Origin of the sequence: Ornithinimicrobium sp. (assembly GCF_051004135.1) — a bacterium.
Lineage (GTDB): Bacteria > Actinomycetota > Actinomycetes > Actinomycetales > Dermatophilaceae > Ornithinicoccus.
On the sequence record NZ_JBPCKQ010000251.1, the window covers coordinates 1 to 23345 of the forward strand.

Below are 23345 nucleotides of genomic sequence, written 5' to 3' on the forward strand. Positions count from 1 at the left end.
CCTGTCCACCCGCACCGGCATGGACCAATGGCTCGAAGCCATCGACGACGACGAAGACGCCTGGCGCTACGGCCACGAACGCCCGCTGACCCTGTTCCACCACACCGACGGACGCCGCCGCCCCGGAACCCCACACGGACAACCCGACCCCGACGAGCTCATCAACCCCACCCCCCCACCACCACCGGCCCACGACCCCCCACCCTTCTGAGCACGAGGTGGGGCGCCCACCTACCTTCCACTCCCCTGGGGTGATCGCCACCAGGCTGCGAGTCTTCCTCCCTCGGATTGTTTCCAAACCGTCACTCACCTGTGACCAATCCTCCGCGGGCCCCTGCCTAGACTCCTATGGCTCATTCATTGCCGACGCCCCAGAAGGAGGCCTTCCATGCTGTCCCGACCTCAGCGAAGAGTGTCCTCGCTGCTGGTGGCTGGCCTGCTGGGCGCCCTCGCGGCGTGCGGCTCCGACGACGCCGACAGTCAGGACGCCGTGTCGGTCGCAGACGACACCGCCGATACCCCGGTCTCGCAGGGGGCCGTGGAGTGCTCGGTGCCGCCCGCGCTGCCGGCCTCGGTGCCCACCTTCCAGGCCGGCGACGCGCCGGTGCCCGGCGAGCAAGGCCCGGTCCGTGCTCAGGTCCAGACCAGCTGTGGACCGATCACGCTTGACCTCGACGGGCAGGCAGCGCCGCAGACCGTCGCATCCTTCTCCTTCCTGGCCCAAGAGGGCTACTGGGGCGACAGCCCCTGTCACCGGCTGACCACAGAGGGCATCTATGTGTTGCAGTGCGGGGATCCGACGGGGACTGGTCGGGGAGGTCCTGGATACACCTTCGGCATCGAGAACGCCCCGAGCGACGGGCTCTACCCACGCGGCACCGTGGCGATGGCCCGCTCGTCGGAGCTCGACTCCAACGGCGGTCAGTTCTTCATCGTGCACAGCGACACGATGCTCCCCACCGAGGGAGGTGGGTACACGATCTTCGGTAGGGTCACGGAGGGAATGGACATCATCGACGCGGTCGCCGCTGCAGGCGTGGATGGTGGCGGGGCAGACGGCCCGCCGGCGCAACCGATCAGCATCACCGGAGTCGAGATCGAGGAAGAGGCAACATCGTCGTGAGTGAGCAGTCCCCGCCGAGCCGAACCGTGCCTGCTCCTCCGTCGCCTGCGCAATTCGCCGGTCGCAAGGCCGCGGTGCGGCCAGCCGCATCGGTGCCGACCCAGGTCGGCGGCTCCAGCGAGGCCATGGCGTTCGGCAGGGTGGCCGAGGACGGCACGGTCTACGTGCGCACCGAGGACGGGGAGCGCGCAGTCGGGTCCTACCCCGGGACGAGCCCGGCGGAGGCGCTGTCCTACTTCGCCCGCAAGTATGACGAGTTGGCCGCCGCCGCAGACGTCCTCAGCCAACGCCTCAGTCAGACCGACCTGAGTGCCCACGAGGCCCGTGAGTCGCTGGCCCACCTGAGGCAGCAGATCGGGGACGCCCATGTCGTCGGTGACCTCGCGGCCCTGCACCGGCAGGTGGACCAGATAGCGCAGTCGATCAGCGAGCGAGCCGCCGCCGAATCGGCCAGTCGCGCGCAGGCCAAGGCCAAAGCCTCGGCCCAACGCGAGCAGTTGGTCGTCGAAGCCGAGGCGATCGCGGCCACCGAGCCGACGAAGATGCAGTGGAAGGCCGCCAGCTCCCGGATGCGCGACCTGTTTGACACGTGGAAGACGATGCAGCGCTCGGGTCCGCGCCTGGACAAGGACGTCGAGGCGGCTCTGTGGCAACGCTTCAGCGCCGCTCGCACCGCGTTCGACAAGGTGCGCAAGTCGTGGTTCGCGCACTTGGACGAAGAGCAGGAACAAGCCCGCCGGGTCAAGGAGCGCCTGGTCGCGCAGGCCGAAGAGCTGACCAAGAGCAAGGACTGGGGCGCCACCGCAGGGGAGTTCAAGAGCCTCATGCAGCAATGGCGCAAGGCCGGTCGCGCTCAACGCTCCCAGGACGATGCCCTGTGGACGCGCTTCAAAACGGCGCAGGACCGCTTCTTCGAAGCCAAGGACGAGATCGTCGCGCAGGAGAACGCCGAGTTCGAGGCCAACCTGGTCGTGAAGCAGGCTCTGCTGGAGGAGGCGGAGGGGTTGGTCCCGGTCACCGATCTGCAGGGGGCCAAGGCTCGACTCCGCTCGATCCAGGACCGCTGGGACGTCGCCGGCAAGGTTCCCAAGAGCCAGATGCACACCGTGGAGACGCGGATGCGCGCGGTCGAGAAGGCGGTCCGCGACCTGGAGGACCGTCGCTGGAAACAGAGCAACCCAGAGGTGAGCGCACGCGCGCAGTCGATGGTCGATCAGCTCGAGCGGGCCGTCCAAGGGCTCCATCAGGACCTGGCGGCGGCGCTGGCAGGTGGCGACCCGGCAGCGATCGCCGAGGCGGAGCAGGCGCTGGAGGCTCGTCAGGCCTGGCTGGACTCGGCCCGTGCGGGGTTGGCCGAGTTCGGGGGCTGAGCCGGATGACCTGGACCCGCGAGGACCTACGGCCGCACGTCGACGAGGTCGCCACCGGGCTGTGTCGCTACCTCGACGCCTCGCCCTCGCCCTTCCATGCGGCCGACCGCGCGGCGATCCTGCTCGGCGAGCAGGGCTTCACCGAGCTCGAGGAGCAGGGGCCTACTCCCCGGGAGCCCGGCCGCTTCCTGGTGCGCCGCGGCGGCTCCCTCATCGCCTGGTCCAGTGAGCAGGCAGCGGGCCCCACCACGCCGTTCCGGGTCGTGGGCGCCCACACCGACTCCCCCAACCTGCGGGTCAAGCCGCAGCCGGATCGGCGGCACGCCGGCTGGCACACGCTGGGGGTGGAGATCTACGGCGGTCCGCTGCTCACGTCCTGGCTGGACCGCGACCTCGGGCTGTCCGGTCGGGCCGCGGTCCGCACCCCGCACGGGGTGCAGTCTCGGTTGTTCCACTACGACGAGGCGCTGCTGCGCGTCTCCCAGCTCGCCATCCACCTGGACCGCTCGGTGCACACCGACGGCGTCAAGCTCAACCCGCAGCAGCACCTCGCTCCGCACTGGGCCGGAGCCGAGGGGCCCGACTTCCACCGCTGGCTGGCCGAGCAGCTGAGCCTGGACCCGGCCGACCTGCTGGGCTACGACGCGATGACCCATGACCTCACACCCGCCCGCCGCATCGGCCGCGACGACGACCTGATCGCCTCGGCGCGCCTGGACAACCTGGCCACGGCATACGCAGGGCTGCGGGCTCTCGTGCACGCCCTGGACGCTCCCGCCTCCGCCCCGACCGTGCCGGTGCTCGCGCTCTTCGACCACGAGGAGGTCGGCAGCACCTCCGAGCGCGGGGCGGGCTCGACCCTGCTGCCCGGATGGCTGGAACGTATCGTGCTCGCCGCAGGCGGCGACCGTGAGGACTACCTGCGCGCACTGGCCGGTTCCGTGGCCGCCTCCGGTGACATGGCCCACGCCACCCACCCGCACTACTCCGAGCGGCACGAGCCCGAGCACTGGATCGAGATGAACGGCGGGCCGGTGCTCAAGGTCAACACCAACCTACGCTACGCCACGGACTCGATGGGCGCGGCGGCATTCTTGCTCGCCGGTGAGCAGGCGGGAGTGCCCGTGCAGACCTTCGTCACCCGCTCGGACCTGCCCTGCGGCTCCACGGTGGGTCCGATGACCGCGGCGCTGACGGGGGTCAGCACGGTCGACCTCGGTGCAGCGGTGCTGTCGATGCACTCCTGCCGGGAGGTGTGCGGGGTGTTGGACCAGGCGGGGTACGCCGCGGTGCTCGGGGCCTTCCTCGCGCCCCGGTGAGCGGTATGCCGTCGGCGGCCGAGCATCGCCACCGGGTCAGGCTGGGTGCTCGCGCTGCTGCGTCTCACGGCGGTGCGGGTCGGTGCCCGACGTGCCGGTGGCCCGGTAGGCGTCCAGCACGGCGGGCACCCGGCGGACCACACGCAGCACGCTCTCCAGGTGACTGGGGTCGGCCATCTCGAAGGTGAACCGGGACAGCGCCACCCGGTCACGCGTGGTCTGCACCGATGCGGACAAGATGTTGACCCGCTGCTCGGACAGGGCTCGCGTGACATCGCTCAGCAGCCCGGGCCGATCCAGGGCCTCGACCTGCATGTTGACCAAGAAAACGCTGGCCTCTGAAGGGGACCACGCGACCTCGATCAACCGCTCGGGGTGACGCTGCAGCGTGGCCACGTTGGTGCAGTCGGTGCGGTGCACCGAGACCCCCTTGCCGTGCGTGACGAAGCCCAGCACCGGGTCGCCCGGCACCGGGGTGCAGCAGCGGGCAACCTTGACCAGCACGTCGTCGGCGCCCACGACCGTCACCCCAGGATCGGTGGCGCGCAACCGGCCGCGACGCGGCATGGTCGCCTCGGCGAGGTCCTCGGTGGCTCCGTCCTCTCCGCCGAGCGTGGCGACCAGCTGCTTGACGACGTGGTCTGCAGAGACGTGCCCCTCACCGACGGCGGCGAACAGAGCGTCGATGTTCTGGTGGCGCAGCTCCCCCGCCACGGCGTTCAGCGAGTCGTGGGACATCAGCCGCTGCAGCGGCAGGTTCTGCTTGCGCAGCACCTTCGCGATCTGCTCCCGCCCGGAGCCGATGGCCTCCTCGCGTCGCTCCTTGGAGAACCACTGACGGATCTTGGTGCGGGCCCGCCCGCTCTTGACGAACTTCAACCAGTCCCGGCTCGGCCCCGCGTCGTCGGCCTTGGAGGTGATGATCTCGACCACGTCGCCACTGGCCAGCCCGCTTTCCAGGGGCACCAGCTTGCCGTTGACCCGGCCCCCGACGCATCGATGCCCCACCTCGGTGTGCACGGCATACGCGAAGTCGACGGGGGTGGCTCCCGAGGGCAGGGCGATCAGGTCGCCGCCGGGAGTGTAGACGTAGACCTCCGCCGCGGTGATCTCGAAGCGCAGGGACTCCAGGAACTCGTCGGGGTCGCTGGCCTCCTGCTGCCAGTCCAGCAGCTGGCGCAGCCAGGCCATGTCGGCCGCCGGCCCGATGGCCCCGTCCGAGCCGGTCTTGGCGGTGGCACCGGACAACTCCTTGTACTTCCAGTGGGCGGCAACGCCGTACTCGGCCCTGCGGTGCATCTGGTAGGTGCGGATCTGCACCTCGACCGGCTTGTTGTCGGGGCCGATCACCGTGGTGTGCAGCGACTGGTACATGTTGAACTTCGGCACCGCGATGTAGTCCTTGAAGCGGCCCGGGACCGGATTCCAGCGGGCGTGCAGCGCGCCGAGCACCGCGTAGCAGTCCTGGATCGACTCCACCAGCACGCGCACCGCGACCAGGTCGTAGATCTGCTCGAAGTCGCGGCCCCGCACGATCATCTTCTGGTAGACCGAGTAGTAGTGCTTGGGCCGGCCGGTGACGGCGGCCTTGACCTTCGCGGCCTTGAGGTCGGCGCCGATCTCGGTGCGCACCCGCGCCAGGTACTCCTCCCTGGCCGGTGACCGCTCGGCCACCAACCGGACGATCTCGTCGTAGACCTTGGGATAGAGCTGCGCGAAGGACAGGTCCTCCAGCTCCCACTTGATCGTGTTCATACCCAACCGGTGGGCCAACGGTGCGTAGATCTCCAGGGTCTCGGCGGCCTTGCGCTCGGCTGACTCCCGGGACACGTAGCGCCAGGTCCGGGCGTTGTGCAGCCGGTCGGCCAGCTTGATGACCAGCACCCGGATGTCGCGGGCCATCGCCACGACCATCTTGCGCACAGTCTCGGCCTGCGCCGCTGCGCCGTAGGTCACCTTGTCGAGCTTGGTCACCCCATCGACCAACATCGCGATCTCCGCACCGAAGTCGCGCTCCAGCTCGCGCAGCGAGTATGCGGTGTCCTCGACCGTGTCGTGCAGCAGTGCGGCCGCGATGGTGGAGGGGGTCATGCCCAGCTCGGCCAGGATCGTGGAGACGGCGAGGGGGTGGGTGATGTAGGCGTCGCCGCTCTTGCGGGTCTGGCCCCGGTGTGCTCGCTCGGCCACGACGTAGGCGCGCTCGATCAGCCCTACGTCGGCCTTCGGGTGGGTGGCGCGCACCGCGCGCAGGAGCGGCTCCAGCACCGGGTTGGCGCCGGTCCGGGGACCGCCGAGCCGGGCCCACCGGGCCCGTACCCCGGTGCTGCCCGGGGCAGGCTGGGCCGAGGTCGTGGCTGCCACGTCCTCGCTCATGGCCAGATTATAGGCGTCGCAGCTGGTGCCGAGGCCAGATCAGTCCCAGCCCAGGCGCGTCCGAGGTCCGGTCAGTCTGAGATCAGCGCGTAGACGGGGATCCCGGGCAGCTTGTCCCGCCCGTGCAAGAAGGCCAGCTCGAGCACCACGTCGACGGCGGCCACCTGTCCGCCACACCGCGTGATCAGCTCGCAGGTGGCGGCCGCAGTGCCGCCCGTGGCCAGAACGTCGTCGACGACGAGCACCCGCTCCCCTCGCTGCACGGCGTCGGTGTGCATCTCCAAGGTGGCCGAGCCGTACTCCAGGTCGTAGTCGACGCTGTGCCGGGCAGCCGGGAGCTTGTCGGCCTTGCGCACCGGCACGAAGCCCACCCCCAGATGGTGGGCGATGGCGGCGCCGAGGATGAAGCCGCGGGCCTCGATCCCGACGACCCGGTCGACCTGCTCGTGGTGCCGGCCCGCGACGTGGTGGACGACCCGTGCGCTCAAGGCCGGGTCGGCCAGCAGCGGTGTGAAGTCCTTGAACACCACGCCCGGCACGGGGTAGTCGGGGATCTCCCGCAGCACCGAGCGCACATCGGCGGCGAGGATCTCGTGGGGGGCGGTGGACTCGGTCACGTCGGGTCCTGACTCAGCGGCGCGACCGGGGCGGTCGCTTGGGTTGGTTGCGCGGGCCGCGCTGGGCATAGGGGTGCACCCCCCGGTCCGCCGTCGGGCCGGGCCGGTCCCGGCCGTCGGAGGGATCGCTGCCCACCGCGGTGGACCCGCTCCCCCGGCGCCCTGACGCCGCTCCGACACCTGCGGCTTGCCCCGTTGCGGAGCCCGGGCCATCGTGGTCGTCGGTCGCCTGCACACCATCTGCTCGGCGCGTGGCCCGGCGGGCCACCGAGGAGTCCAGCGCGGCGACCTCCTCGTCACCCTGGCGCAGGTGCACCAGCAGTGGCGTGGCGATGAAGATCGAGGAGAACGTCCCGACCGCGATGCCGATCAGCAGCGCGACCGCCAGGTCGAGCAGCGTGCCAGGGCCGATGAAGACGATGCCGACCACGACGATGGTGGCCACGGGCAGCAGGGCGACGACCGAGGTGTTGATGGAGCGCACCAGCGTCTGGTTGACGGCCAGGTTGGCGGCATCGGCATACGTGAGCCGCTTGGTCTCCATGGCCGCCTCGGTGTTCTCCCGCACCTTGTCGAAGACCACGATGGTGTCGTAGATCGAGTAGCCCAGGATGGTCAAGAAGCCGATCATCGAGGCCGGCGAGACCTCGATGCCGAGCAGGGCGTAGATCCCGACGGTGAACGCCACGTCGTGCAGCAGGGCCACCAGCGCGGCGGCGGCCATCTTCCAGGTGCGGAAGTAGAGCGCGAGCACGAGCGAGACGAGCAGCAGGAACACCACGAGGGCCTGGACGGCCTTGGTGGTCACCGTGTCACCCCAGGACGGCCCCACGAAGGAGCTGGTCACCTCCTGCGTGGGCACCTCGAATGCCTCGGCCAGGTCCGCCCGCACCTGCTCCGAGGCCTGCGCCTCCAGCTGTCCGGTCTGCACCCGCACCGTGTCCGTACCCACGAGGGTCACCGAGGGCTCGGTGTCCGGGGCCGCCTGGACCACCGCCTCGGAGGCCCGGGACTCATAGTCCGACAGGTCCGCCACGCTGCTCACGCGCAGCTCGGAGCCACCGCGGAACTCGATCCCGAAGTTCAGGCCCCGACCGAACAACCCGACGAGGGACACCGCGATGAGCACGGCGGAGACGACATACCAGAGCTTGCGCCGTCCGACGATGTCGAACGAACGGCGACCGGTGTAGAGGTCGTTGCCCAGCTTGGCGAAGCTCGCCATCAGACGACGCCCCCTTCGATCTCGGCCCGGGACGGTCTGGTCTTGGCCGGCGGCGGCACGAACTGGCCGCGGCCAAGGTAGGTGGACCGCTTCGCGCCGAGACGCTCCGGGTCCATCCCGGACCAACGGTGGCCCTGGCCGAAGAACTTCGTGTTGGCCAGGATACTGACCACGGGGTGGGTGAACATGAACACCACGATCAGGTCGATCACCGTCACCATGCCCAAGGCGAAGGCGAAGGCCCGCACACTGGACTCCGACAGCCAGTAGAGCACCCCGGCGGCGATCAGGTTGACCGCGTCGGAGATCAGGATGGTCCGGCGCGCCCGGGACCAGCCCGTGTCGACCGCATACCGCAGCGGGCGGCCGGCGCGCACCTCGTCGCGCACCCGCTCGAAGTAGACGATGAAGCTGTCAGCGGTGATGCCGATGGCCACGATGAGCCCGGTCACCCCGGCCATGGTGAGCCGGAAGTTGCTGGACCAGCCCAGGAACGTGACCGTGCCGTAGGCCAGCACCCCGGCGACCACGAGGGAGCTGATGGTCACCAGGCCCAGCGCGCGGTACTGCGCCACCGAGTAGGCGAAGACCATCAGCAGCCCGATGATTCCGGCGATGATGCCCAGCCGCAGCTGCTCGCCGCCCAGCGTCGGACTGACCTGCTCGCTGTTGAGCACCGAGAAGGAGATCGGCAACGCACCGAACTTGAGCTGGTTGGCCAGCTGCTCGGAGGAGTCGGCGGTGAAGTTGCCGGTGATGCTGGCCGAGCCGTTGCTGATCTGGCTGTTGACACCGGGGGCGCTGATGACCGAGCCGTCCAGCAGGATCGCGAACCGGTTCTGCGTGGCGCCCTGGCCGAAGCCCATCAACCGCGAGGTGATGCGGGAGAAGGTGGATCCGCCCTCGCCGTCGAACTCGAGTCGGACCTCGTACTGCCCTGTGGTCTGGCCCGTCTGGTTCGTCGCCAGCCCGGACGTCGCGTCGTCGACCTGGGCACCGGTCAGCTCGACGGGACCGAGAATGTACTTCTCGAACCCGTCCGCCGCACAGGCCACCACCGGCTCGTCCTCGGGAGCGGCCGCGACCTCCTGGGCCGCCCCCTCCTGACCCATCGCCCCTTCGGAGCCCGCGTCGGCTCCACTGGAGTCCTGGCCCTGCGCGCCGTCTTCCTGCGTGTCCTCGCCCTCCGCAGCGGGGGTGCAGTCGAGCCGGTCGAACTGCTCGCGCAGCTCGGGGGTGACCTGTCCCAGCGAACTCGGGTCCTCGGCCGGCTCAGCCGGGTCCTGCGACCCTGGGGGGGCAGTGGGTGATTCGGCGTCGCCGGTGACGTCGGCACCATCCTGAGCGGGGACTGCCGCCGACATACCGGGGCCGGGAAGGTGCAGCCCGGCCGGCGCTCCGTTGGTCTGCTCTGCGTCGTCCGTCGCCGGCGCGTCACCGGTGGGGGTGGCCGGGTCGACCGTGGGCGCCGAGGGGTCGGTGGTCGGGGCTGCCGGGTCGGGCTGCTGCAGCTGGTCGAGCTGCTCCTGGCGCGCGTCGTCGGGCAGCGGCAAGAACGGCGGGGCCTCCAGCTCGGGCTGCGGAGCCGTCGGCTCGGCCACGAGCACCGGGCGGAAGCTGAGCTGGGAGGACCGGCTCAGCGCCTCCAGCTGGGCGGCACTGGGGTTGCCGGGGATCGCGACAGAGATGTTCTGCTGACCCAGCCTGGACACCTCGGCCTCCGCGACGCCGCCGCCGTCGATGCGACGCCGGATGATGTCGATCGCCTGGGTGACCTGCTCGGTGGAGACCTCAGTGCCGCCCTCGACGACCGGCTCGATGACGATCTGGCGTCCGCCCGCGAGGTCGAGCCCGAGCTGCGGGGTCAGCGAGGCGGCGGGTTCGCCCCAGATCCGGGCGGCCGCTAGGCCGCCGAAGACCAGCACCACGATCGCCAGCAGGGCAGTCAGGACGCGCAGGGGCCCGCGGTTGCGGGGGTTCCTCCGGGAGCGGGATGTCTTGGCCATCAGCCGGTCACTCGCCCGGGGTGGGTTGGGGGGGGGTCAGCCGGCGCTTGAGGGGCGACCACGGCCCGCCGGTCGAAGCGGGCGACGACACGGGGGGCGATCTCGAGGTGGACGATCTGCGGGTCCAGCTCGGTGATCCGCCCGTAGAGACCGGCCGAGGTCATCACCTCGTCGCCCACCTGCAGACTCTGCTGCACCTGGGTCACCTTGCGCTGCCGCCGGCGCTGGGACCAGATCAGGTATCCGAGCAGCAACAAGGGCAGGAGCAGCAGCAGCAGGCTGCCGCCCCCGCTGCCCGACGTGCCGGCAGCAGCGGCCAGTGGTGACATGGTCGTCCTTCAACGGTCTTTGGTATGCGGTGCGCCGGGACCGGCTGGCGGTCCTCGCTCGCGCAGCGCCCGCGTGCGGGCACCCGGTGCAGTGTAGGTGAGGGTCGCGGAGGCACCAAAGACCACGCGCCGTGCGCGTGGCTGCGCTGGGACCGGCCGTGGCGACGCTTCCTCCCTCGCCCGTTGGTGTGGCTGAACCCAGCCGGGACGGGTCAGCCCAGCCGGGACGGGTCCGAGCTCAGGGGCAGGACGTCCTGACCGTTGGCCCCGGCCGCAAACCCGCCGGCCGCAGCGCCGCCCGGGGGTGGGGTCAGGCCGAGGTGGCTCCAGGCCGCTGCCGAAGCAGCCCGGCCACGGGGGGTGCGCAGCATGAAGCCCTCGCGGACCAGGAACGGCTCGGCGACGGACTCCACGGTGTCCGGTTCCTCTCCGACAGCGACGGCCAGGGTGCTGAGCCCGACCGGTCCCCCGCCGAACCGGCGGCACAGCGCCTCCAGCACGGCACGGTCCAGTCGGTCCAGTCCGAGCGCGTCGACGTCGAAGAGCTCCAGCGCGGCCTGCGCGGCCGCCAGGTCGACCACGTGCGCTCCGTGCACCTGTGCCCAGTCGCGCACCCGGCGCAGCAGCCGGTTGGCGATCCGCGGGGTGCCGCGGGAGCGGGAGGCGATCTGCTCGATTCCGGGCGCGTCGGCCTCGATCTGCAGCAGCTGGGCGTTGCGGGTCAGGATCAGCACCAGGTCCTGTGTGCGATAGAAGTCCAGATGCCCGGTGAAGCCGAACCTGTCTCGCAGCGGCGCCGGGAGCAACCCGGCTCGCGTGGTGGCGCCGACGACCGTGAAGGGCGGCAGCTCCAAGGGGATGGCGGTGGCCCCCGGCCCCTTGCCGACGATGACGTCGACCCGGAAGTCCTCCATGGCCAGGTAGAGCATCTCCTCCGCGGGACGGGACATCCGGTGGATCTCGTCGAGGAAGAGCACCTCCCCCTCGGCGAGGGAGGACAGCACGGCAGCCAGGTCGCCCGCGTGCTGAATGGCCGGTCCGCTGGTGATCCGCATCGGCTGGTCCAGCTCAGCGGCGACGATCATCGCCAGGGTCGTCTTGCCCAGGCCAGGAGGCCCGGAGAGCAGCACGTGGTCCGGCGCTGTGCCGCGCCGCCGGGCGGCCTCGATCACCAGCCCCAGCTGGTCGCAGACCCTGCCCTGCCCAGGGAAGTCGGCCAGTCGCCGAGGCCGCAGCGCCGCCTCGACCTGCCGCTCCTCCTCGGAGGACTCGGGGTCCACGACGCGTGACTCCTCGGCGTCCGTCATCGGCCGAGCTCGCGCAGTGCGGCGCGCAGCAGGTCGGCGACCTGGGGTGGCCCGGCCCGGTCGGCCGACTCCTGCTGGGATGCCGCGTCGGTCGTGACCACCTGCACGGCGTCGGCGGCCTGCTTGCTGCTCCAGCCCAACCCGACAAGGGCCTCGCGCACCTGGTTGGTGACGGCCTCCGGCGCCCCCTGGGCCATGCTGGTCGAGTCCGGCGATCCGTCGCTCCCCGGGGCGAGCACCTTGTCGCGCAGCTCCAGCACGATCCGCTCGGCACCCTTGCGGCCGATGCCGGGAACCTTGGTGAGGGCCACGAGGTCTCCTGTGCTGATCGCCCGGCCCACTGCCTCCGGACTGTGCACCGCAAGCATGGCCAGGGCCAGCCGCGGGCCGACCCCCGAGACCGTCTGCACCTGCTCGAACAGTGCCCGCGCCTCGGCCTGGACGAAGCCGTAGAGCGTCAGCGACTCCTCCCGCACCACCAGGGTGGTCAGCAGGCGAAGGGTGGTGCCCGCCCTGGCCTCGGACGCGGTCGCCGGGGTGGTGTGCACCCGCAGGCCGACCCCGCCGACCTCCACGACGACATGGTCCAGACCGACGTGCTGCACCAGGCCCGCGAGGGAGGAGATCATCTGCTCCTCCTGGCGGACTGCCCGACCCGGGAGGGCCAGGCGCTGGCTCGATCTCGTGAAGCGGCGTCCATGCTCTGGTGCAGCTGCACGAGCCGGTTGGCGGAGCGGGCCGAGGCTGCGGCGCCCTCGGCCGCGGCGCGGGTGCGCCGCTGCCGGTCGGCGACCTCCGCCTGGTCCAACCGGCCCTGGCCGCCACCACGCCATACCTGGCAGATGGCCAGCGCGAGGGCGTCGGTGGCGTCGGCCGGCTTCGGGGCAGCAGACAGCCCGAGGATGCGGGTGACCATGGCACTGACCTGGGCCTTGTCGGCGCGGCCGTTGCCGCTCACCGCCGCCTTGACCTCGGTGGGGGTATGCAGACTCAGCGGCAGGCCCAGTCGGGCGGCGGCCAGCATGGGCACGGCCGAGGCCTGAGCAGTGCCCATGATCCCCTTGATGTTGGCCTTGGCGAAGACCCGCTCGACCGCGACCGCGTCGGGCTCATGGTCAGCCAGCCACTGGTCGATTTCGGTCTGCAGGGTCAGCAGCCGCTCCTGAGGGTCATCGCCGACCGGAGTGCGCACGACCCCGACGGCGACCATGCGCAGCGGCCGCCCCCGCTGGCCCTCGACCACACCGAGACCGCACCGGGTCAGGCCGGGGTCGACGCCGAGCACACGCATGACGGGCTTCCTCCTCCGGGCGGGACCAGGTGATGACACGCCGCCGGTGGCGCATCGGCGGTTGCGTACAGGTGTTCGCAACCCACGCTACGACATCACCCAGGTCCGTTCGGTGAGCGACGCGCCGTGCGGAGTGAGCTCAGTCGCGGTCGAGCTCGGCCAGCACCTCATCGGAGACGTCGCCGTTGGCGTGGACGCTCTGCACGTCGTCGCAGTCCTCCAAGGCATCGACCACGCGGATCATCTTGCGAGCACCGTCGACGTCGAGCGGGACCTGCATGCTGGGGATGAAGGAGACCTCCGCGGAGTCGTAGTCGACACCGGCTCCCTGCAGCGCGGTGCGCACCTCGACCACGTCGCCGGCCTCGGAGACGATCTCGAAGACGTCGCCGTGGTCGTTGACCTCCTCGGCGCCGGAGTCCAGCACCACCTCGAGCAGGTCGTCGTCGGTGGTCTCCCCGCCCTCCTGCGCCTTGGGCACGGTCACCACCCCCTTGCGGTTGAACAGGTAGGCGACCGAGCCGGAGTCGGCCATCGAGCCGCCGTTGCGGGACAAGGCGGTGCGCACCTCCATGACCGCCCGGTTCTTGTTGTCGGTCAGGCACTCGATCAGGATGGCGACACCGCCGGGGGCGTAGCCCTCGTAGGTCAGCGCCTCATAGCTGGCTCCCCCGGCCTCGGCTCCCGAGCCGCGCTTGACCGCCCGGTCGATGTTGTCCCCCGGCACCGAGCTCTTCTTGGCCGTCTGGATCGCGTCGTAGAGCGTCGGGTTGCCGACCGGGTCTCCCCCGCCGCTTCGGGCAGCCACCTCGATGTTTTTGATCAGCTTGGCGAAGAGCTTGCCGCGCTTGGCGTCGATCGCGGCCTTCTTGTGCTTGGTCGTGGCCCACTTGGAGTGTCCGCTCATCGGTGTCCCTCTCCGTTGTCGTCCGATCGGCTGCCGCTCTGCGCGCGCACCAGATCGACGAAGAAGGCATGCACCCTGTGGTCCTCGGTCATCTCGGGGTGGAAGGAGGTCGCCAGCAGCGAGCCCTGGCGCACGGCGACGACATGGGAGGTGCCGCCGTGCTCGACGGTGGCCAGCACCTCGACCCCGGCGCCGACCTGCTCCACCCACGGCGCCCGGATGAACACCGCCCGGTAGGGCTGCCCGTGATCGTCCGGCAGTCCGCTGACCGACAGGTCGCACTCGAAGGAGTCGACCTGCCGGCCGAAGGCGTTGCGACGCACGGTGATGTCCAGGCCCCCGAGGGTCTGCTGATCCCGGTGCCCGTCCAGGACCCGGTCGGCCAGCAGGATCATGCCCGCACAGGAGCCGTAGACCGGCATCCCTTCGGCGATCCGGCGGCGCACCGGCTCGCGCAGCCCGAAGACCCGGCTCAGCCGGTCGATGGTGGTCGACTCCCCGCCCGGCAGCACGAGTGCGTCCACCGCCTCGACCTCCTCCGGGCGCCGCACCAGGACCGCCTCCGCGCCGGCCAGGGTCAGCGCGCGCACGTGCTCGCGCACGTCTCCCTGCAGCGCCAGGACACCGACCCGGGGGGTCACCACCCGCGCTCGGCGAGCCGGTGCGGCTCGGGGATGTCGTCGACGTTGATGCCGACCATGGCCTCGCCGAGGCCGCGAGAGACCTTGGCGATCATGGCGGGGTCCTCGTAGAACGTGGTGGCCTTGACGATGGCCTCCGCCCGGGCCTGCGGGTTGCCGGACTTGAAGATGCCCGAGCCGACGAATACGCCCTCTGCGCCCAGCTGCATCATCATCGCTGCATCGGCGGGGGTGGCGATGCCGCCCGCCGTGAACAGCACGACCGGCAGCTTGCCGGTCCGGGCCACCTCGGCGACCAGGTCGTGCGGAGCCTGCATCTCCTTGGCTGCGACGTACAGCTCGTCGGCCGACATGCTCTGCAACCGGCGGATCTCCCCGCGGATCGCGCGCATGTGGGTGGTGGCGTTGGAGACGTCACCGGTGCCGGCCTCGCCCTTGGAGCGGATCATCGCCGCACCCTCGGTGAGCCGTCGCAGTGCCTCGCCCAGGTTGGTGGCACCGCAGACGAAGGGCACCGTGAACGCCCACTTGTCGATGTGGTTCGCGTAGTCGGCAGGGGTCAGCACCTCGGACTCGTCGACGTAGTCGACGCCGAGGCTCTGCAGCACCTGGGCCTCGACGAAGTGCCCGATGCGGGCCTTGGCCATCACGGGGATCGAGACGGCCGCCACGATGCTGTCGATCATGTCCGGGTCGCTCATCCGGGACACGCCGCCCTGCGCGCGGATGTCGGCGGGCACCCGCTCCAGGGCCATCACGGCCACGGCCCCGGCGTCCTCGGCGATCTTGGCCTGGTCGGCGGTGACCACGTCCATGATCACCCCGCCCTTGAGCATGTCGGCCATGCCGCGCTTCACCCTGGTGGTGCCGCTGTACTGGGGGGCGGTGGGCTGGGTACTGCTCATCGGATCAAGTGCCTTTCGCGACAGGGTTCTGTGCCCGTGGTGGCGGGCTGCACGGGGTGTATGCCGTGTCGGTGCCCCACAAGTCTAGGGCCCCGCGGCACTGTCCCGGCCCGGCCTCAGGGCCACTGGTCGTCGAGCACGATCGGCTCGGGCATCGGGGTGCGCCCGGCCAGGTGCAGTGCCCGCACCACTCGCCGTCCGCGCAGGCTCCGAGTGCGCTCGACCACCTCGTTGTGGAAGTGCCTGGCCAGCCGCACCCGCTCGGCCGCGCCGGTCAACGGGGCCGACCTAGCATCGGGCGGAGACACCCGTCTCGAGAGGTCCGGGCCCACCCGGTCAACGTCGGGGAGGACGACCCGCAGCACCTCGGTGAGCTCGCTCTCCACGAGGCAGCGGTGGCCGTCCCACTCCCCCTGGTCGGCCAGCGCGTGCGTCGCCGCGTCCAGCAGCAGCGCAGCACTGGCGGGATCGACGTCGCCGCTGTAGGCCAGCTCCACCGTCGCCTCGGCGCGCCGGACCACCTGCGCGTCCAACGCGGCGGAGGTCGCCTCCACCTGGGTGTGCAGCCGGTCCAGACGCACCGCCACGTAGGACAGGTACCACCCCAGCGCCAGCAGGATCGGCAGCAACGCGGCCAGGGGTGCGACGACATACTCGACCAGTCCGCTCATCCGGCCCTTCCCCGCCGGCGGCGCAGGACCGGGACGTGCCGGCCGACCGTGCCGCCTGCGGGTCGCACCGAGTCGTAGACGGCCTCGATCCGAGGGCCCACGCGGGACCAGTCGAACCGGGCGGCGCGGTGCGGCCCGTCCTGGGCCAGGACGCCGCGCCGGGCCGGGTCCCGCCACAACTGCACCACCTCATCGGCGAGGCCGCGGTGGTCACCGGTGCAGAACAGCACGCCGTGCTGACGACCGCCGAGCACATCGGCGAACGCCGGCAGATCGCTGGCCACGACCGGGGCCCCGGCGCTCAGCGCTTCGACCAGGATGATGCCGAAGCTCTCTCCGCCGGTGTTGGGCGCGACGTAGAGGTCGCAGGCGCGCAGCAGGGCCGTCTTCTCCGGCTCGGTGACCCGTCCCACGAAGTGCACGGCATCCCGAGTCGACCTCGGTAGGTCGTCGCGCACCTCCGAGGCCCGGCCCGGTCCGGCCACGACCACCTGCACCCCAGGGGCGGACACCTGGATCAGCGGGAGTGCGTCCAGCAGCACCGACAGACCCTTGCGCGGCTCCCCGAAGCGCCCGAGGAAGAGCAGCCACGGCCCGGAGCCACCCCGCTGCTGCGGCATCCCGGGCGGCGCCACGCCCGCCCCCGTCCGGGCAAACCGGGCCACGTCGACGCCGTTGGGGATCACGATGGCCTCCGCGCCCAGCTGCTCCTCAACGGTCCGCCGCGCCTCGCGGGACACCGCGATTCGGGCCGAGATCTTGTCCATCCCCGCCTGCAGCACCGGGCCGGCCAGGCGCAGGGTGCGCGACTTGACCTGCGAGCTGTGGAAGGTCGCCACGACCGGGCCGCTGACCGCCCACAGCGCAAGCAGGGAGACGCTCGGACTGGCCGGCTCGTGGATGTGCACCACCTCGAAGGCGTGGTCGTCGACCCACTCGCGGACCCGGGCCGCGACCGAGGGGCCGAACGCCAGTCGGGCGACCGACCCGTTGTAGCGCACCGGCACCGCCCGGCCGGCGCTGACGGCATACGGGGGCAGGTCGGTGGAGCGCTCGGCCGGCGCGAGGACGCTGACATCGTGCCCGCGGCCGATGAGGTGCTCGGCGAGCTCCCGCACGTGCAGCTGCACCCCGCCGGGCACGTCGAAGGAGTAGGGGCTGACCAGACCGATCCTCATCAGCGGTCCGCCGCGACGAAGACCCGCTGCATCATGTGCCAGTCCTGGGTGTGCTCGCGCACCGCGCCGCCGAGGACGTCGGCGCACTGCTGGGTCATCGCCGCGACCCGCTCACCCCTGCTCCCGGAGCCAGGATCGCTCACCCGCTCGCCGAAGGTGATCACGATCCGGCATGCCGAGGGGCCGGGAGCCCGGTCCGGGCGCCGTTCGTAGTGCACCGACACGGGTCGCAGTACGGCCCCGGTGGCCAGCGCGAGAGCAGCAGGGCCGGCGGCCATCCGCGCGCGGTGACCACAGAAGTCGACCTCGACGCCGGTCTCGGTCAGGTCCCGGTCGGCCAGGAGGGGCACGAAGCCGCCGTCCCGGAGCGTGCGCACCAGGGTCTGGAAGGTCCCGCTCGAGCCGGTCAGCGGCAGGATGGTCATCCCCAGCCGCTCGCGGAAGGCGAGGAACTCGGCATACAGCTCGTCGGGGCGCAGCCGCTCGGCGACGGTAGTGACAGGGGTCAGGTGGCAGGTGGCCCAGGCGCCCGCGGTGTCCCAGTTGCCCAGATGCCCCAGGAACAGCACCTGCCCGTGCCCGGCGGCGAGCTCGGCGCGCACCGGTGCGTCCCCCACGCAGCGGACCATGCCGGCCAGGTCGGCGGGGCTGCGGTCCGGCAGCCGGAAGGCGTCGCACCAGTAGCGCAGGTAGGAGCGCAGTCCGGCCCGGACCAGCCGGTCCAGCCCGGTCGGGTCCAGGTCGGGGCGGACCAGCGCGTAGTTGGCGCGCAGTCGCTGCGCGTCGCGGCCACCCCGGGTGTGGGCGAGCAGGGCGAGGCCGTCGAAGAGCCGGTATGCCGCGGCTTCCGGAAGCAGCCGCGTCCCACGCCAGCCCATCCGGAAGGCAACGGTCCAGAGCCGGTCGGCGGTCCCGCTCACCCCGTGATCCGGGTCTGGGCGTGCACCATGGCCACCCGTTGCCCGACCGTGACCGCGCTGGCCAGCGCCAGCAGTACCAGCACGACAGTGAGCACCCACAGCGGCAGGAACAGCCCGCAGAGGCCGGTCGTGGCCAGGATGGCGGTGAGCCGGTCGGCGCGCTCGGCGATCCCGCCCTCACAGCGCAGCCCCAGTCCTTCGGCGCGGGCCTTGGCGTAGCTGGTCACGAATCCGAGCACCAGGCACAACAGCGCGAGGTAGGCGTCGAGCGGGCGGTCGGCCCGACCGGTGAAGTAGAGGATCAGCCCACCGAAGATGGCCCCGTCGCCGACCCGGTCCATGGTCGAGTCCAGGAAGGCGCCCCACGGGGAGGAGCGGCCGGACAACCGGGCCATGGTGCCGTCGATGAGGTCGGTGAGGGCGAAGACGCTGATGAACACGGTGCCCCAGAACAGCTGGCCCAGGGGGTAGAAGGCCAGGGCCCCGACGCACACCCCCAGGGTGCCGACCAGGGTGACCACGTCCGGGGACACTCCACTGCGCAGCAGCCACCGTGCGATGGGAGTGAAGACGCGGGTGAAGAAGACTCGGGCGTAGCGGTTCAGCATCAGTGCGGCCAGGCCCGAACCAGCTGCTCGCGGGTGTCGGCCAGCAGCATCGGCAGCGCCTTGGTCTGCCCCACGATGGGCAGGAAGTTCATGTCGCCGCTCCACCGGGGCACCACGTGCTGGTGCAGGTGCGCGGCCACGCCGGCCCCCGCCACGTCGCCCTGGTTCATCCCGATGTTGAACCCGGCCGGCCCGCTGGCGTCCTCCAGCGCACGCAGCGCCGCCTTGGTGAGCGTCCCGAACTCCAGGGTCTCCGCGTCCTCGAGGTCGGTGTAGAGGGCGACGTGGCGGAAGGGACAGACCAGGAGGTGACCAGGGTTGTAGGGGAACAGGTTGAGCACCACGTAACAGTGCACACCCCGGTGCACGATGAGCCCCTCGGCGTCGTTCTTGCCGGGCGCCGAGCAGAACGGGCAGCCCTGACCGGCGTCCCGGGAGGGTCGTTCACCGCTGACGTAGGCCATCCGGTGCGGGGTCCACAGCCGCTCGAATCCGTCACTGGTCCCCGGGAGCTCCTCGGCCGGTGTCGCCCTGTATGCCGCCGCCTCGCCCTCCTGTGCCATGCCCCGATCCTAGGGTGACCGCGCGGGAAGATTGCCCACGTGGCCGGAGTTGTCGCCTCCATGAGCGGTCAACGGGATTCCCTGCCGGACTTCGCGCACGCGCCCGAGGAGTACGCCCCGCCGCCCGTGGGCTGGGTCCGCGACCAGCTGGAGCAGATCGACGCGACCGGCGACACCGGCGCGGTCGACATCGGGGGACGCCCGGTGGTCGTGTTCACCATGCGCGGTCGCCGCAGCGGCAAGCTGCGCCGGGTGCCGCTGATGCGGGTCGAGCACGACGGCGCGTATGCCGCGGTGGCCAGCAAGGGCGGAGCGCCGGAGCACCCGGAGTGGTATCACAACCTGATCGCCGACCCGTGGGTACGGGTGCACGACGGCACGACCCAGCTGGACGACATGCGGGCCCGGGTCGCCGAGGGCTCCGAGCGCGAGCAGTGGTGGGAGCGCTCAGTGGCTGCGTTTCCCCAGTACGCCGACTACCAACGGGGGACGCAGCGCCAGATTCCCGTCTTCCTCGTCGAGCCAGCGCAGTAGCCCCGGCGGAGGAGCCCCGGCGGAGGAGCTACGGCAGCCGGCGCCGGGGTCAGGGAACACCCGACGCCGACTGGTCTCAGGGTGGGCGCTCGTCATGCCGTAGGTCATTCGGAGGCCTGGCCAGGTCCGGATCGGGGATCCGCGGTGCGATCCCTGCGGTGGGCGAGTGATCCTGACTAGGCTCGGGGGGTGAGCACCGCCTGCTACCTCGCCTCCGCCGAGTCCCAGTCCGGCAAATCGGCGGTGGCCGTGGGGCTGCTGGCCGAGATGTGCAGCGCCGGGGGCCGGGTCGGTGTCTTCCGCCCGGTCGTGCGCAGTGGCGCGGACGACCCGCTGCTTGATCTCTTGTTACCGCTGTCCACGAGCGAAGCGGAGCCGGGTGACGCGGTGGGAGTCAGCTACGACGACATCCACGACGACACCGAGCGTGCGGTCGGCACGGTGGTGGAGCGTTACCACGCCTACGCCGCGCAGCACGACGCCGTGCTGGTCATCGGTTCCGACTTCACCGACGTGCCCACGCCCACCGAGTTCAGCGTCAACGCGACCATCGCGGTCAACATCGGTGCCCCCATGCTGTTGGTGGTGCCCGCTGTGGACCGAGCGACCCGGGAGGTCGTCACGGTGGTCGACCTCGTGCTCGCCGAGGCCCGCCAGCGGCACGCCCGGGTCGCGGGAGTGATCGCCAACCGGGTCGACCCGCGGGACGGTGACGAGCTGCGCGCGGCGCTGGCCGAGCACCTGCCGGACGTCCCCGTGCACGCCCTGCCGGCCGATGAGGTGTTGCACGCTCCGACGGTCCGTGACGTCATGCAGGTGTGCGGGGGCGAGCTCGCGCTGGGCAACGAGCAGCTGCTGGACCGTGAGGCGATGGCCGTGATCGTGGCCGCGATGACGATGCCGCACGTCTTGGACCGGCTCGTCGAGGGATGCGTCGTCATCTGCCCCGGCGACCGCGAGGAGGTCTTCCTGGCCGCGCTGATGGCGCACGGGTCCAGCACCTTCCCGACCTTGGCCGCGATGGTGCTCAACGGTGGCTTCGAGCTGAGTCCGCAGACTGCCCGTCTGGTCGAAGGACTCGGGGTCGAGCTGCCCGTCATCACCGCTCCCGGCGGCACCATGGACACCGCCACCGCCGTCGACCAGGCCACCGGCGGCATCACCGCAGCCACCCCCCGCAAGATCGAGCGGGCCCGCTCGCTGGTGCACGAGCATCTCGACATCGACCGGCTGCTGCCCCGTGGCCAGAGCGGGACCGGCACCGTCGAGACGGTCACCCCGTTGATGTTCGAGCATCGGCTGACTGCTGCGGCGCGTCGCGCGCAGACGCGGATCGTGCTGCCCGAGGGTCAGGAGGACCGGGTCCTGCGAGCCGCCGAGACGTCGCTGCGCCGGGGCATCTGCGAGGTGACTCTGCTCGGGGATCCCGAGGCCGTCCGCTCCCGCGCGGCGTCGCTGGGCCTGCACATCGACGATGCACAGGTCCTGCACCCAACCTGTGACGAGCGGCGCGAGGACTTCGCGCAGGTGTATGCCGAGCTGCGCGCGCACAAAGGCGTCACCCCTGAGCAGGCACGCGACGCAATGGTCGACCCCGCCTACTTCGGCACGATGCTGGTCCACCAGGGGCAGGCCGACGGCATGGTGAGCGGGTCGATCACGACAACGGCCCAGACGATCCGCCCGGCGTTGGAGATCATCCGCACGGCCGAGCACGTCTCCGTCGTCTCCAGTGTCTTCTTCATGTGCCTGGCCGACCGGGTGCTCGTCTACGGTGACTGCGCGATCAACCCCGACCCCAGCGCCGAGCAGCTGGCCGACATCGCCATATCGTCGGCGGACACCGCGCAGCAGTTCGGGGTCGAACCCCTGGTGGCAATGCTGTCCTACTCCACCGGGGTGTCGGGCTCCGGGGCCGACGTGGAGAAGGTGCGCAAGGCCACGGAGCTGGTCCGGGAGCGCTCGCCGAAGCTCGCGGTCGAGGGACCTATCCAGTACGACGCGGCCGTCGACCCCTCGGTCGCCGCCACCAAGGCCAAGGACTCGGCCGTCGCCGGCAAGGCCACGGTGCTGATCTTCCCCGATCTCAACACGGGCAACAACACCTACAAGGCGGTCCAGCGCAGTGCCTCGGCGGTCGCGATCGGTCCCGTGCTGCAGGGCCTGCGCAAGCCGGTCAACGACCTGTCCCGGGGCGCGACGGTGCGCGACATCATCAACACGATCTCGATCACCGCCATCCAGGCCGCCAACTGAGTCGGAGCTGCCATGCCCACGCACGTCCTCGTCCTCAACGCCGGGTCGTCCTCGCTGAAGTACCAGCTGATCGACCCGCATACCGGCGCTGCTGCCGCCGCCGGAGCGGTGGAGCGGATCGGGCTGTCCCCCGCTGCGGCACGGCACACGGTCGGCGCCGCCGAGCACCACCGTGAGGTCGAGTGCCCCAACCACGACGCCGCTGTCGCGGTGCTGCAGCAGGCGTTCGCCGAGCACGGCCCCGACCTGGCGGAGGTCGGGCTGATCGCCGTCGGCCACCGGGTGGTGCACGGTGGCCACCGGTTCGACGGTCCGACCCTGGTCGACGACGAGGTGACGGCCGCGATCGAGGGACTGGTGCCGCTGGCGCCGCTGCACAACCCGGCTAACCTCACCGGCATCCGGGTGGCCCGTGCAGCCTTCCCCGAGCTGCCGCAGGTGGCCGTTTTCGACACCGCCTTCCACGCCACGATCCCGCCCGCTGCCAGCACGTATGCCGTGCCGCGCGAGTGGCGCGAGGAGCACGGCGTGCGCAAGTACGGCTTCCACGGCACCTCGCACACCTATGTCGCGCGCCGGGTGGCCGACCTGCTGGGGCGACCGCTGCCGGAGGTGAACACGATCGTGCTGCACCTGGGCAACGGCGCGTCCGCCTGTGCCGTGGCGGGGGGCCGCAGTGTGGACACCTCGATGGGGCTGACCCCGCTGGACGGTCTGGTGATGGGCACCCGGCCGGGTGACCTGGACCCCTCGGTGCCGGGGCACCTGGCGCGGGTCGCCGGCCTGGGCGTCGACGACTACGACACGGCCCTGAGCAGGCGCAGCGGACTGCTGGGGCTGACCGGCAGCAGCGACTTCCGCGAGGTGATGACCCGGCGCGACCAGGGTGACACCGATGCGCAGCTGGCCTTCGAGGTGGTGGTGCACCGCATCGTCCGGCACGTCGGTGCCCTGGCGGCGGTTCTGGGCAGGGTTGACGCGATCGCCTTCACGGCCGGCATCGGCGAGCACAACCCCGGGCTGCGAGCCGCCGTGGCATCTGGACTGGACCTGCTTGGTGTCGAGCTCGACGACGCTGCCAACGCCGAGGCCCATGACGAACGCCGGATCAGCGCGGCGGACAGCGCCACCTCGGTCTGGGTGGTCCCCACCAACGAGGAGGGCGAGATCGCCCGGGAGTGCGCCGAGCTGCTGGGATGAGA

The 23345-nt window shown here is 71.1% G+C and carries 23 protein-coding genes; 7 read left to right on the top strand and 16 right to left on the bottom strand.

Going from position 1 to position 23345, the window contains the following annotated elements; translation table 11 throughout:
• The 4 genes from ACR2FV_RS18180 to ACR2FV_RS18195 all read left to right on the top strand — a co-directional run.
• A partial coding sequence (locus ACR2FV_RS18180; RefSeq protein WP_434017119.1) for a hypothetical protein occupies nucleotides 1–211 on the top strand: 211 nt, incomplete at its 5' end.
• A 177-nt stretch (nucleotides 212–388) separates the two neighbouring features.
• The gene (locus ACR2FV_RS18185) at nucleotides 389–1123 is read left to right on the top strand and encodes a peptidylprolyl isomerase (RefSeq protein ID WP_434017120.1); all 735 of its coding nucleotides are present in this window, start codon (nucleotides 389–391) and stop codon (nucleotides 1121–1123) included.
• Between the two features lie 92 nt (nucleotides 1124–1215).
• Nucleotides 1216–2493 carry a DUF349 domain-containing protein gene (locus ACR2FV_RS18190; protein ID WP_434017121.1) on the top strand — a complete coding sequence of 426 codons (1278 nt, stop codon included), beginning with the start codon at nucleotides 1216–1218 and terminating at the stop codon, nucleotides 2491–2493.
• Between the two features lie 5 nt (nucleotides 2494–2498).
• Nucleotides 2499–3812 carry a M18 family aminopeptidase gene (locus tag ACR2FV_RS18195; RefSeq protein WP_434017122.1) on the top strand — a complete coding sequence of 438 codons (1314 nt, stop codon included), beginning with the start codon at nucleotides 2499–2501 and terminating at the stop codon, nucleotides 3810–3812.
• A gap of 36 nt (nucleotides 3813–3848) precedes the next feature.
• Here the strand turns inward: ACR2FV_RS18195 and ACR2FV_RS18200 are convergent, their stop codons facing one another.
• From ACR2FV_RS18200 to ACR2FV_RS18275, 16 genes are all read right to left on the bottom strand, one after another.
• Nucleotides 3849–6185 (bottom strand): RelA/SpoT family protein, encoded by a 2337-nt coding sequence (locus ACR2FV_RS18200; protein ID WP_434017123.1) that lies wholly within the window; start codon nucleotides 6183–6185, stop codon nucleotides 3849–3851.
• 71 nt (nucleotides 6186–6256) lie between these two features.
• Nucleotides 6257–6802: an adenine phosphoribosyltransferase gene (locus ACR2FV_RS18205; RefSeq protein WP_434017124.1), complete on the bottom strand. Its 546-nt coding sequence runs from the start codon at nucleotides 6800–6802 to the stop codon at nucleotides 6257–6259.
• A gap of 13 nt (nucleotides 6803–6815) precedes the next feature.
• The gene (secF, locus tag ACR2FV_RS18210; RefSeq protein ID WP_434017125.1) at nucleotides 6816–8027 is read right to left on the bottom strand and encodes a protein translocase subunit SecF; all 1212 of its coding nucleotides are present in this window, start codon (nucleotides 8025–8027) and stop codon (nucleotides 6816–6818) included.
• Nucleotides 8027–10033, bottom strand: a complete 2007-nt coding sequence (secD, locus tag ACR2FV_RS18215) for a protein translocase subunit SecD (protein WP_434017126.1) — start codon at nucleotides 10031–10033, stop codon at nucleotides 8027–8029. The genes secF and secD overlap by 1 nt, the downstream gene beginning before the upstream one ends.
• On the bottom strand, nucleotides 10033–10362 hold the full coding sequence (gene yajC, locus ACR2FV_RS18220; RefSeq protein ID WP_434017127.1) for a preprotein translocase subunit YajC: 330 nt from the start codon (nucleotides 10360–10362) through the stop codon (nucleotides 10033–10035). Before yajC ends, secD begins: the two co-directional genes overlap by 1 nt.
• 212 nt (nucleotides 10363–10574) lie before the next feature.
• Nucleotides 10575–11669 carry a Holliday junction branch migration DNA helicase RuvB gene (gene ruvB / locus ACR2FV_RS18225; RefSeq protein ID WP_434017128.1) on the bottom strand — a complete coding sequence of 365 codons (1095 nt, stop codon included), beginning with the start codon at nucleotides 11667–11669 and terminating at the stop codon, nucleotides 10575–10577.
• Nucleotides 11666–12298 carry a Holliday junction branch migration protein RuvA gene (ruvA, locus tag ACR2FV_RS18230; protein WP_434017129.1) on the bottom strand — a complete coding sequence of 211 codons (633 nt, stop codon included), beginning with the start codon at nucleotides 12296–12298 and terminating at the stop codon, nucleotides 11666–11668. The genes ruvB and ruvA overlap by 4 nt, the downstream gene beginning before the upstream one ends.
• Nucleotides 12295–12960 carry a crossover junction endodeoxyribonuclease RuvC gene (gene ruvC, locus ACR2FV_RS18235; protein WP_434017130.1) on the bottom strand — a complete coding sequence of 222 codons (666 nt, stop codon included), beginning with the start codon at nucleotides 12958–12960 and terminating at the stop codon, nucleotides 12295–12297. Before ruvC ends, ruvA begins: the two co-directional genes overlap by 4 nt.
• A 139-nt stretch (nucleotides 12961–13099) precedes the next feature.
• On the bottom strand, nucleotides 13100–13867 hold the full coding sequence (locus ACR2FV_RS18240) for a YebC/PmpR family DNA-binding transcriptional regulator (RefSeq protein ID WP_434017131.1): 768 nt from the start codon (nucleotides 13865–13867) through the stop codon (nucleotides 13100–13102).
• Nucleotides 13864–14511 carry a pyridoxal 5'-phosphate synthase glutaminase subunit PdxT gene (gene pdxT, locus ACR2FV_RS18245; protein ID WP_434017132.1) on the bottom strand — a complete coding sequence of 216 codons (648 nt, stop codon included), beginning with the start codon at nucleotides 14509–14511 and terminating at the stop codon, nucleotides 13864–13866. Before pdxT ends, ACR2FV_RS18240 begins: the two co-directional genes overlap by 4 nt.
• A complete protein-coding gene (pdxS, locus tag ACR2FV_RS18250; RefSeq protein ID WP_434017133.1) occupies nucleotides 14505–15413 on the bottom strand; it encodes a pyridoxal 5'-phosphate synthase lyase subunit PdxS in 909 nt (302 codons plus the stop codon). The genes pdxT and pdxS overlap by 7 nt, the downstream gene beginning before the upstream one ends.
• 116 nt (nucleotides 15414–15529) lie before the next feature.
• Entirely contained in the window at nucleotides 15530–16084 is a 555-nt protein-coding gene (locus tag ACR2FV_RS18255) for a hypothetical protein (RefSeq protein WP_434017134.1), read from the bottom strand.
• Nucleotides 16081–17262, bottom strand: coding sequence for a glycosyltransferase family 4 protein (locus tag ACR2FV_RS18260; protein WP_434017135.1), 1182 nt, complete (start codon nucleotides 17260–17262; stop codon nucleotides 16081–16083). The genes ACR2FV_RS18255 and ACR2FV_RS18260 overlap by 4 nt, the downstream gene beginning before the upstream one ends.
• Nucleotides 17262–18182, bottom strand: coding sequence for a phosphatidylinositol mannoside acyltransferase (locus tag ACR2FV_RS18265; RefSeq protein WP_434017136.1), 921 nt, complete (start codon nucleotides 18180–18182; stop codon nucleotides 17262–17264). Before ACR2FV_RS18265 ends, ACR2FV_RS18260 begins: the two co-directional genes overlap by 1 nt.
• A complete protein-coding gene (gene pgsA, locus ACR2FV_RS18270) occupies nucleotides 18179–18790 on the bottom strand; it encodes a phosphatidylinositol phosphate synthase (protein ID WP_434017137.1) in 612 nt (203 codons plus the stop codon). The genes ACR2FV_RS18265 and pgsA overlap by 4 nt, the downstream gene beginning before the upstream one ends.
• Nucleotides 18790–19353: an HIT family protein gene (locus ACR2FV_RS18275; protein ID WP_434017138.1), complete on the bottom strand. Its 564-nt coding sequence runs from the start codon at nucleotides 19351–19353 to the stop codon at nucleotides 18790–18792. The genes pgsA and ACR2FV_RS18275 overlap by 1 nt, the downstream gene beginning before the upstream one ends.
• A gap of 60 nt (nucleotides 19354–19413) precedes the next feature.
• Here ACR2FV_RS18275 and ACR2FV_RS18280 point away from each other — a divergent pair, with 60 nt between their 5' ends.
• The 3 genes from ACR2FV_RS18280 (at nucleotide 19414) to ACR2FV_RS18290 (ending at nucleotide 23343) form a co-directional block, all read left to right on the top strand.
• The gene (locus tag ACR2FV_RS18280; RefSeq protein WP_434017139.1) at nucleotides 19414–19887 is read left to right on the top strand and encodes a nitroreductase family deazaflavin-dependent oxidoreductase; all 474 of its coding nucleotides are present in this window, start codon (nucleotides 19414–19416) and stop codon (nucleotides 19885–19887) included.
• A 189-nt stretch (nucleotides 19888–20076) separates the two neighbouring features.
• Nucleotides 20077–22143: a phosphate acetyltransferase gene (gene pta / locus ACR2FV_RS18285; protein ID WP_434017140.1), complete on the top strand. Its 2067-nt coding sequence runs from the start codon at nucleotides 20077–20079 to the stop codon at nucleotides 22141–22143.
• A 12-nt stretch (nucleotides 22144–22155) separates the two neighbouring features.
• Nucleotides 22156–23343, top strand: coding sequence for an acetate/propionate family kinase (locus ACR2FV_RS18290; RefSeq protein WP_434017141.1), 1188 nt, complete (start codon nucleotides 22156–22158; stop codon nucleotides 23341–23343).
• Nucleotides 23344–23345 lie beyond the last annotated feature (2 nt).

Coding starts and splice junctions, on each gene's coding strand:
- pdxS (WP_434017133.1), bottom strand. CDS start 15,413: ATGAGCAGTACCCAGCCCACCGCCCCCCAGTACAGCGGCACCACCAGG.
- secD (WP_434017126.1), bottom strand. CDS start 10,033: ATGGCCAAGACATCCCGCTCCCGGAGGAACCCCCGCAACCGCGGGCCC.
- ACR2FV_RS18255 (WP_434017134.1), bottom strand. CDS start 16,084: ATGAGCGGACTGGTCGAGTATGTCGTCGCACCCCTGGCCGCGTTGCTG.
- ACR2FV_RS18290 (WP_434017141.1), top strand. CDS start 22,156: ATGCCCACGCACGTCCTCGTCCTCAACGCCGGGTCGTCCTCGCTGAAG.
- ACR2FV_RS18185 (WP_434017120.1), top strand. CDS start 389: ATGCTGTCCCGACCTCAGCGAAGAGTGTCCTCGCTGCTGGTGGCTGGC.
- ACR2FV_RS18275 (WP_434017138.1), bottom strand. CDS start 19,353: ATGGCACAGGAGGGCGAGGCGGCGGCATACAGGGCGACACCGGCCGAG.
- ruvC (WP_434017130.1), bottom strand. CDS start 12,960: ATGCGTGTGCTCGGCGTCGACCCCGGCCTGACCCGGTGCGGTCTCGGT.
- secF (WP_434017125.1), bottom strand. CDS start 8,027: ATGGCGAGCTTCGCCAAGCTGGGCAACGACCTCTACACCGGTCGCCGT.
- pgsA (WP_434017137.1), bottom strand. CDS start 18,790: ATGCTGAACCGCTACGCCCGAGTCTTCTTCACCCGCGTCTTCACTCCC.
- ACR2FV_RS18260 (WP_434017135.1), bottom strand. CDS start 17,262: ATGAGGATCGGTCTGGTCAGCCCCTACTCCTTCGACGTGCCCGGCGGG.
- ruvB (WP_434017128.1), bottom strand. CDS start 11,669: ATGACGGACGCCGAGGAGTCACGCGTCGTGGACCCCGAGTCCTCCGAG.
- ACR2FV_RS18280 (WP_434017139.1), top strand. CDS start 19,414: ATGAGCGGTCAACGGGATTCCCTGCCGGACTTCGCGCACGCGCCCGAG.
- ruvA (WP_434017129.1), bottom strand. CDS start 12,298: ATGATCTCCTCCCTCGCGGGCCTGGTGCAGCACGTCGGTCTGGACCAT.
- ACR2FV_RS18195 (WP_434017122.1), top strand. CDS start 2,499: ATGACCTGGACCCGCGAGGACCTACGGCCGCACGTCGACGAGGTCGCC.
- ACR2FV_RS18200 (WP_434017123.1), bottom strand. CDS start 6,185: ATGAGCGAGGACGTGGCAGCCACGACCTCGGCCCAGCCTGCCCCGGGC.
- yajC (WP_434017127.1), bottom strand. CDS start 10,362: ATGTCACCACTGGCCGCTGCTGCCGGCACGTCGGGCAGCGGGGGCGGC.
- ACR2FV_RS18240 (WP_434017131.1), bottom strand. CDS start 13,867: ATGAGCGGACACTCCAAGTGGGCCACGACCAAGCACAAGAAGGCCGCG.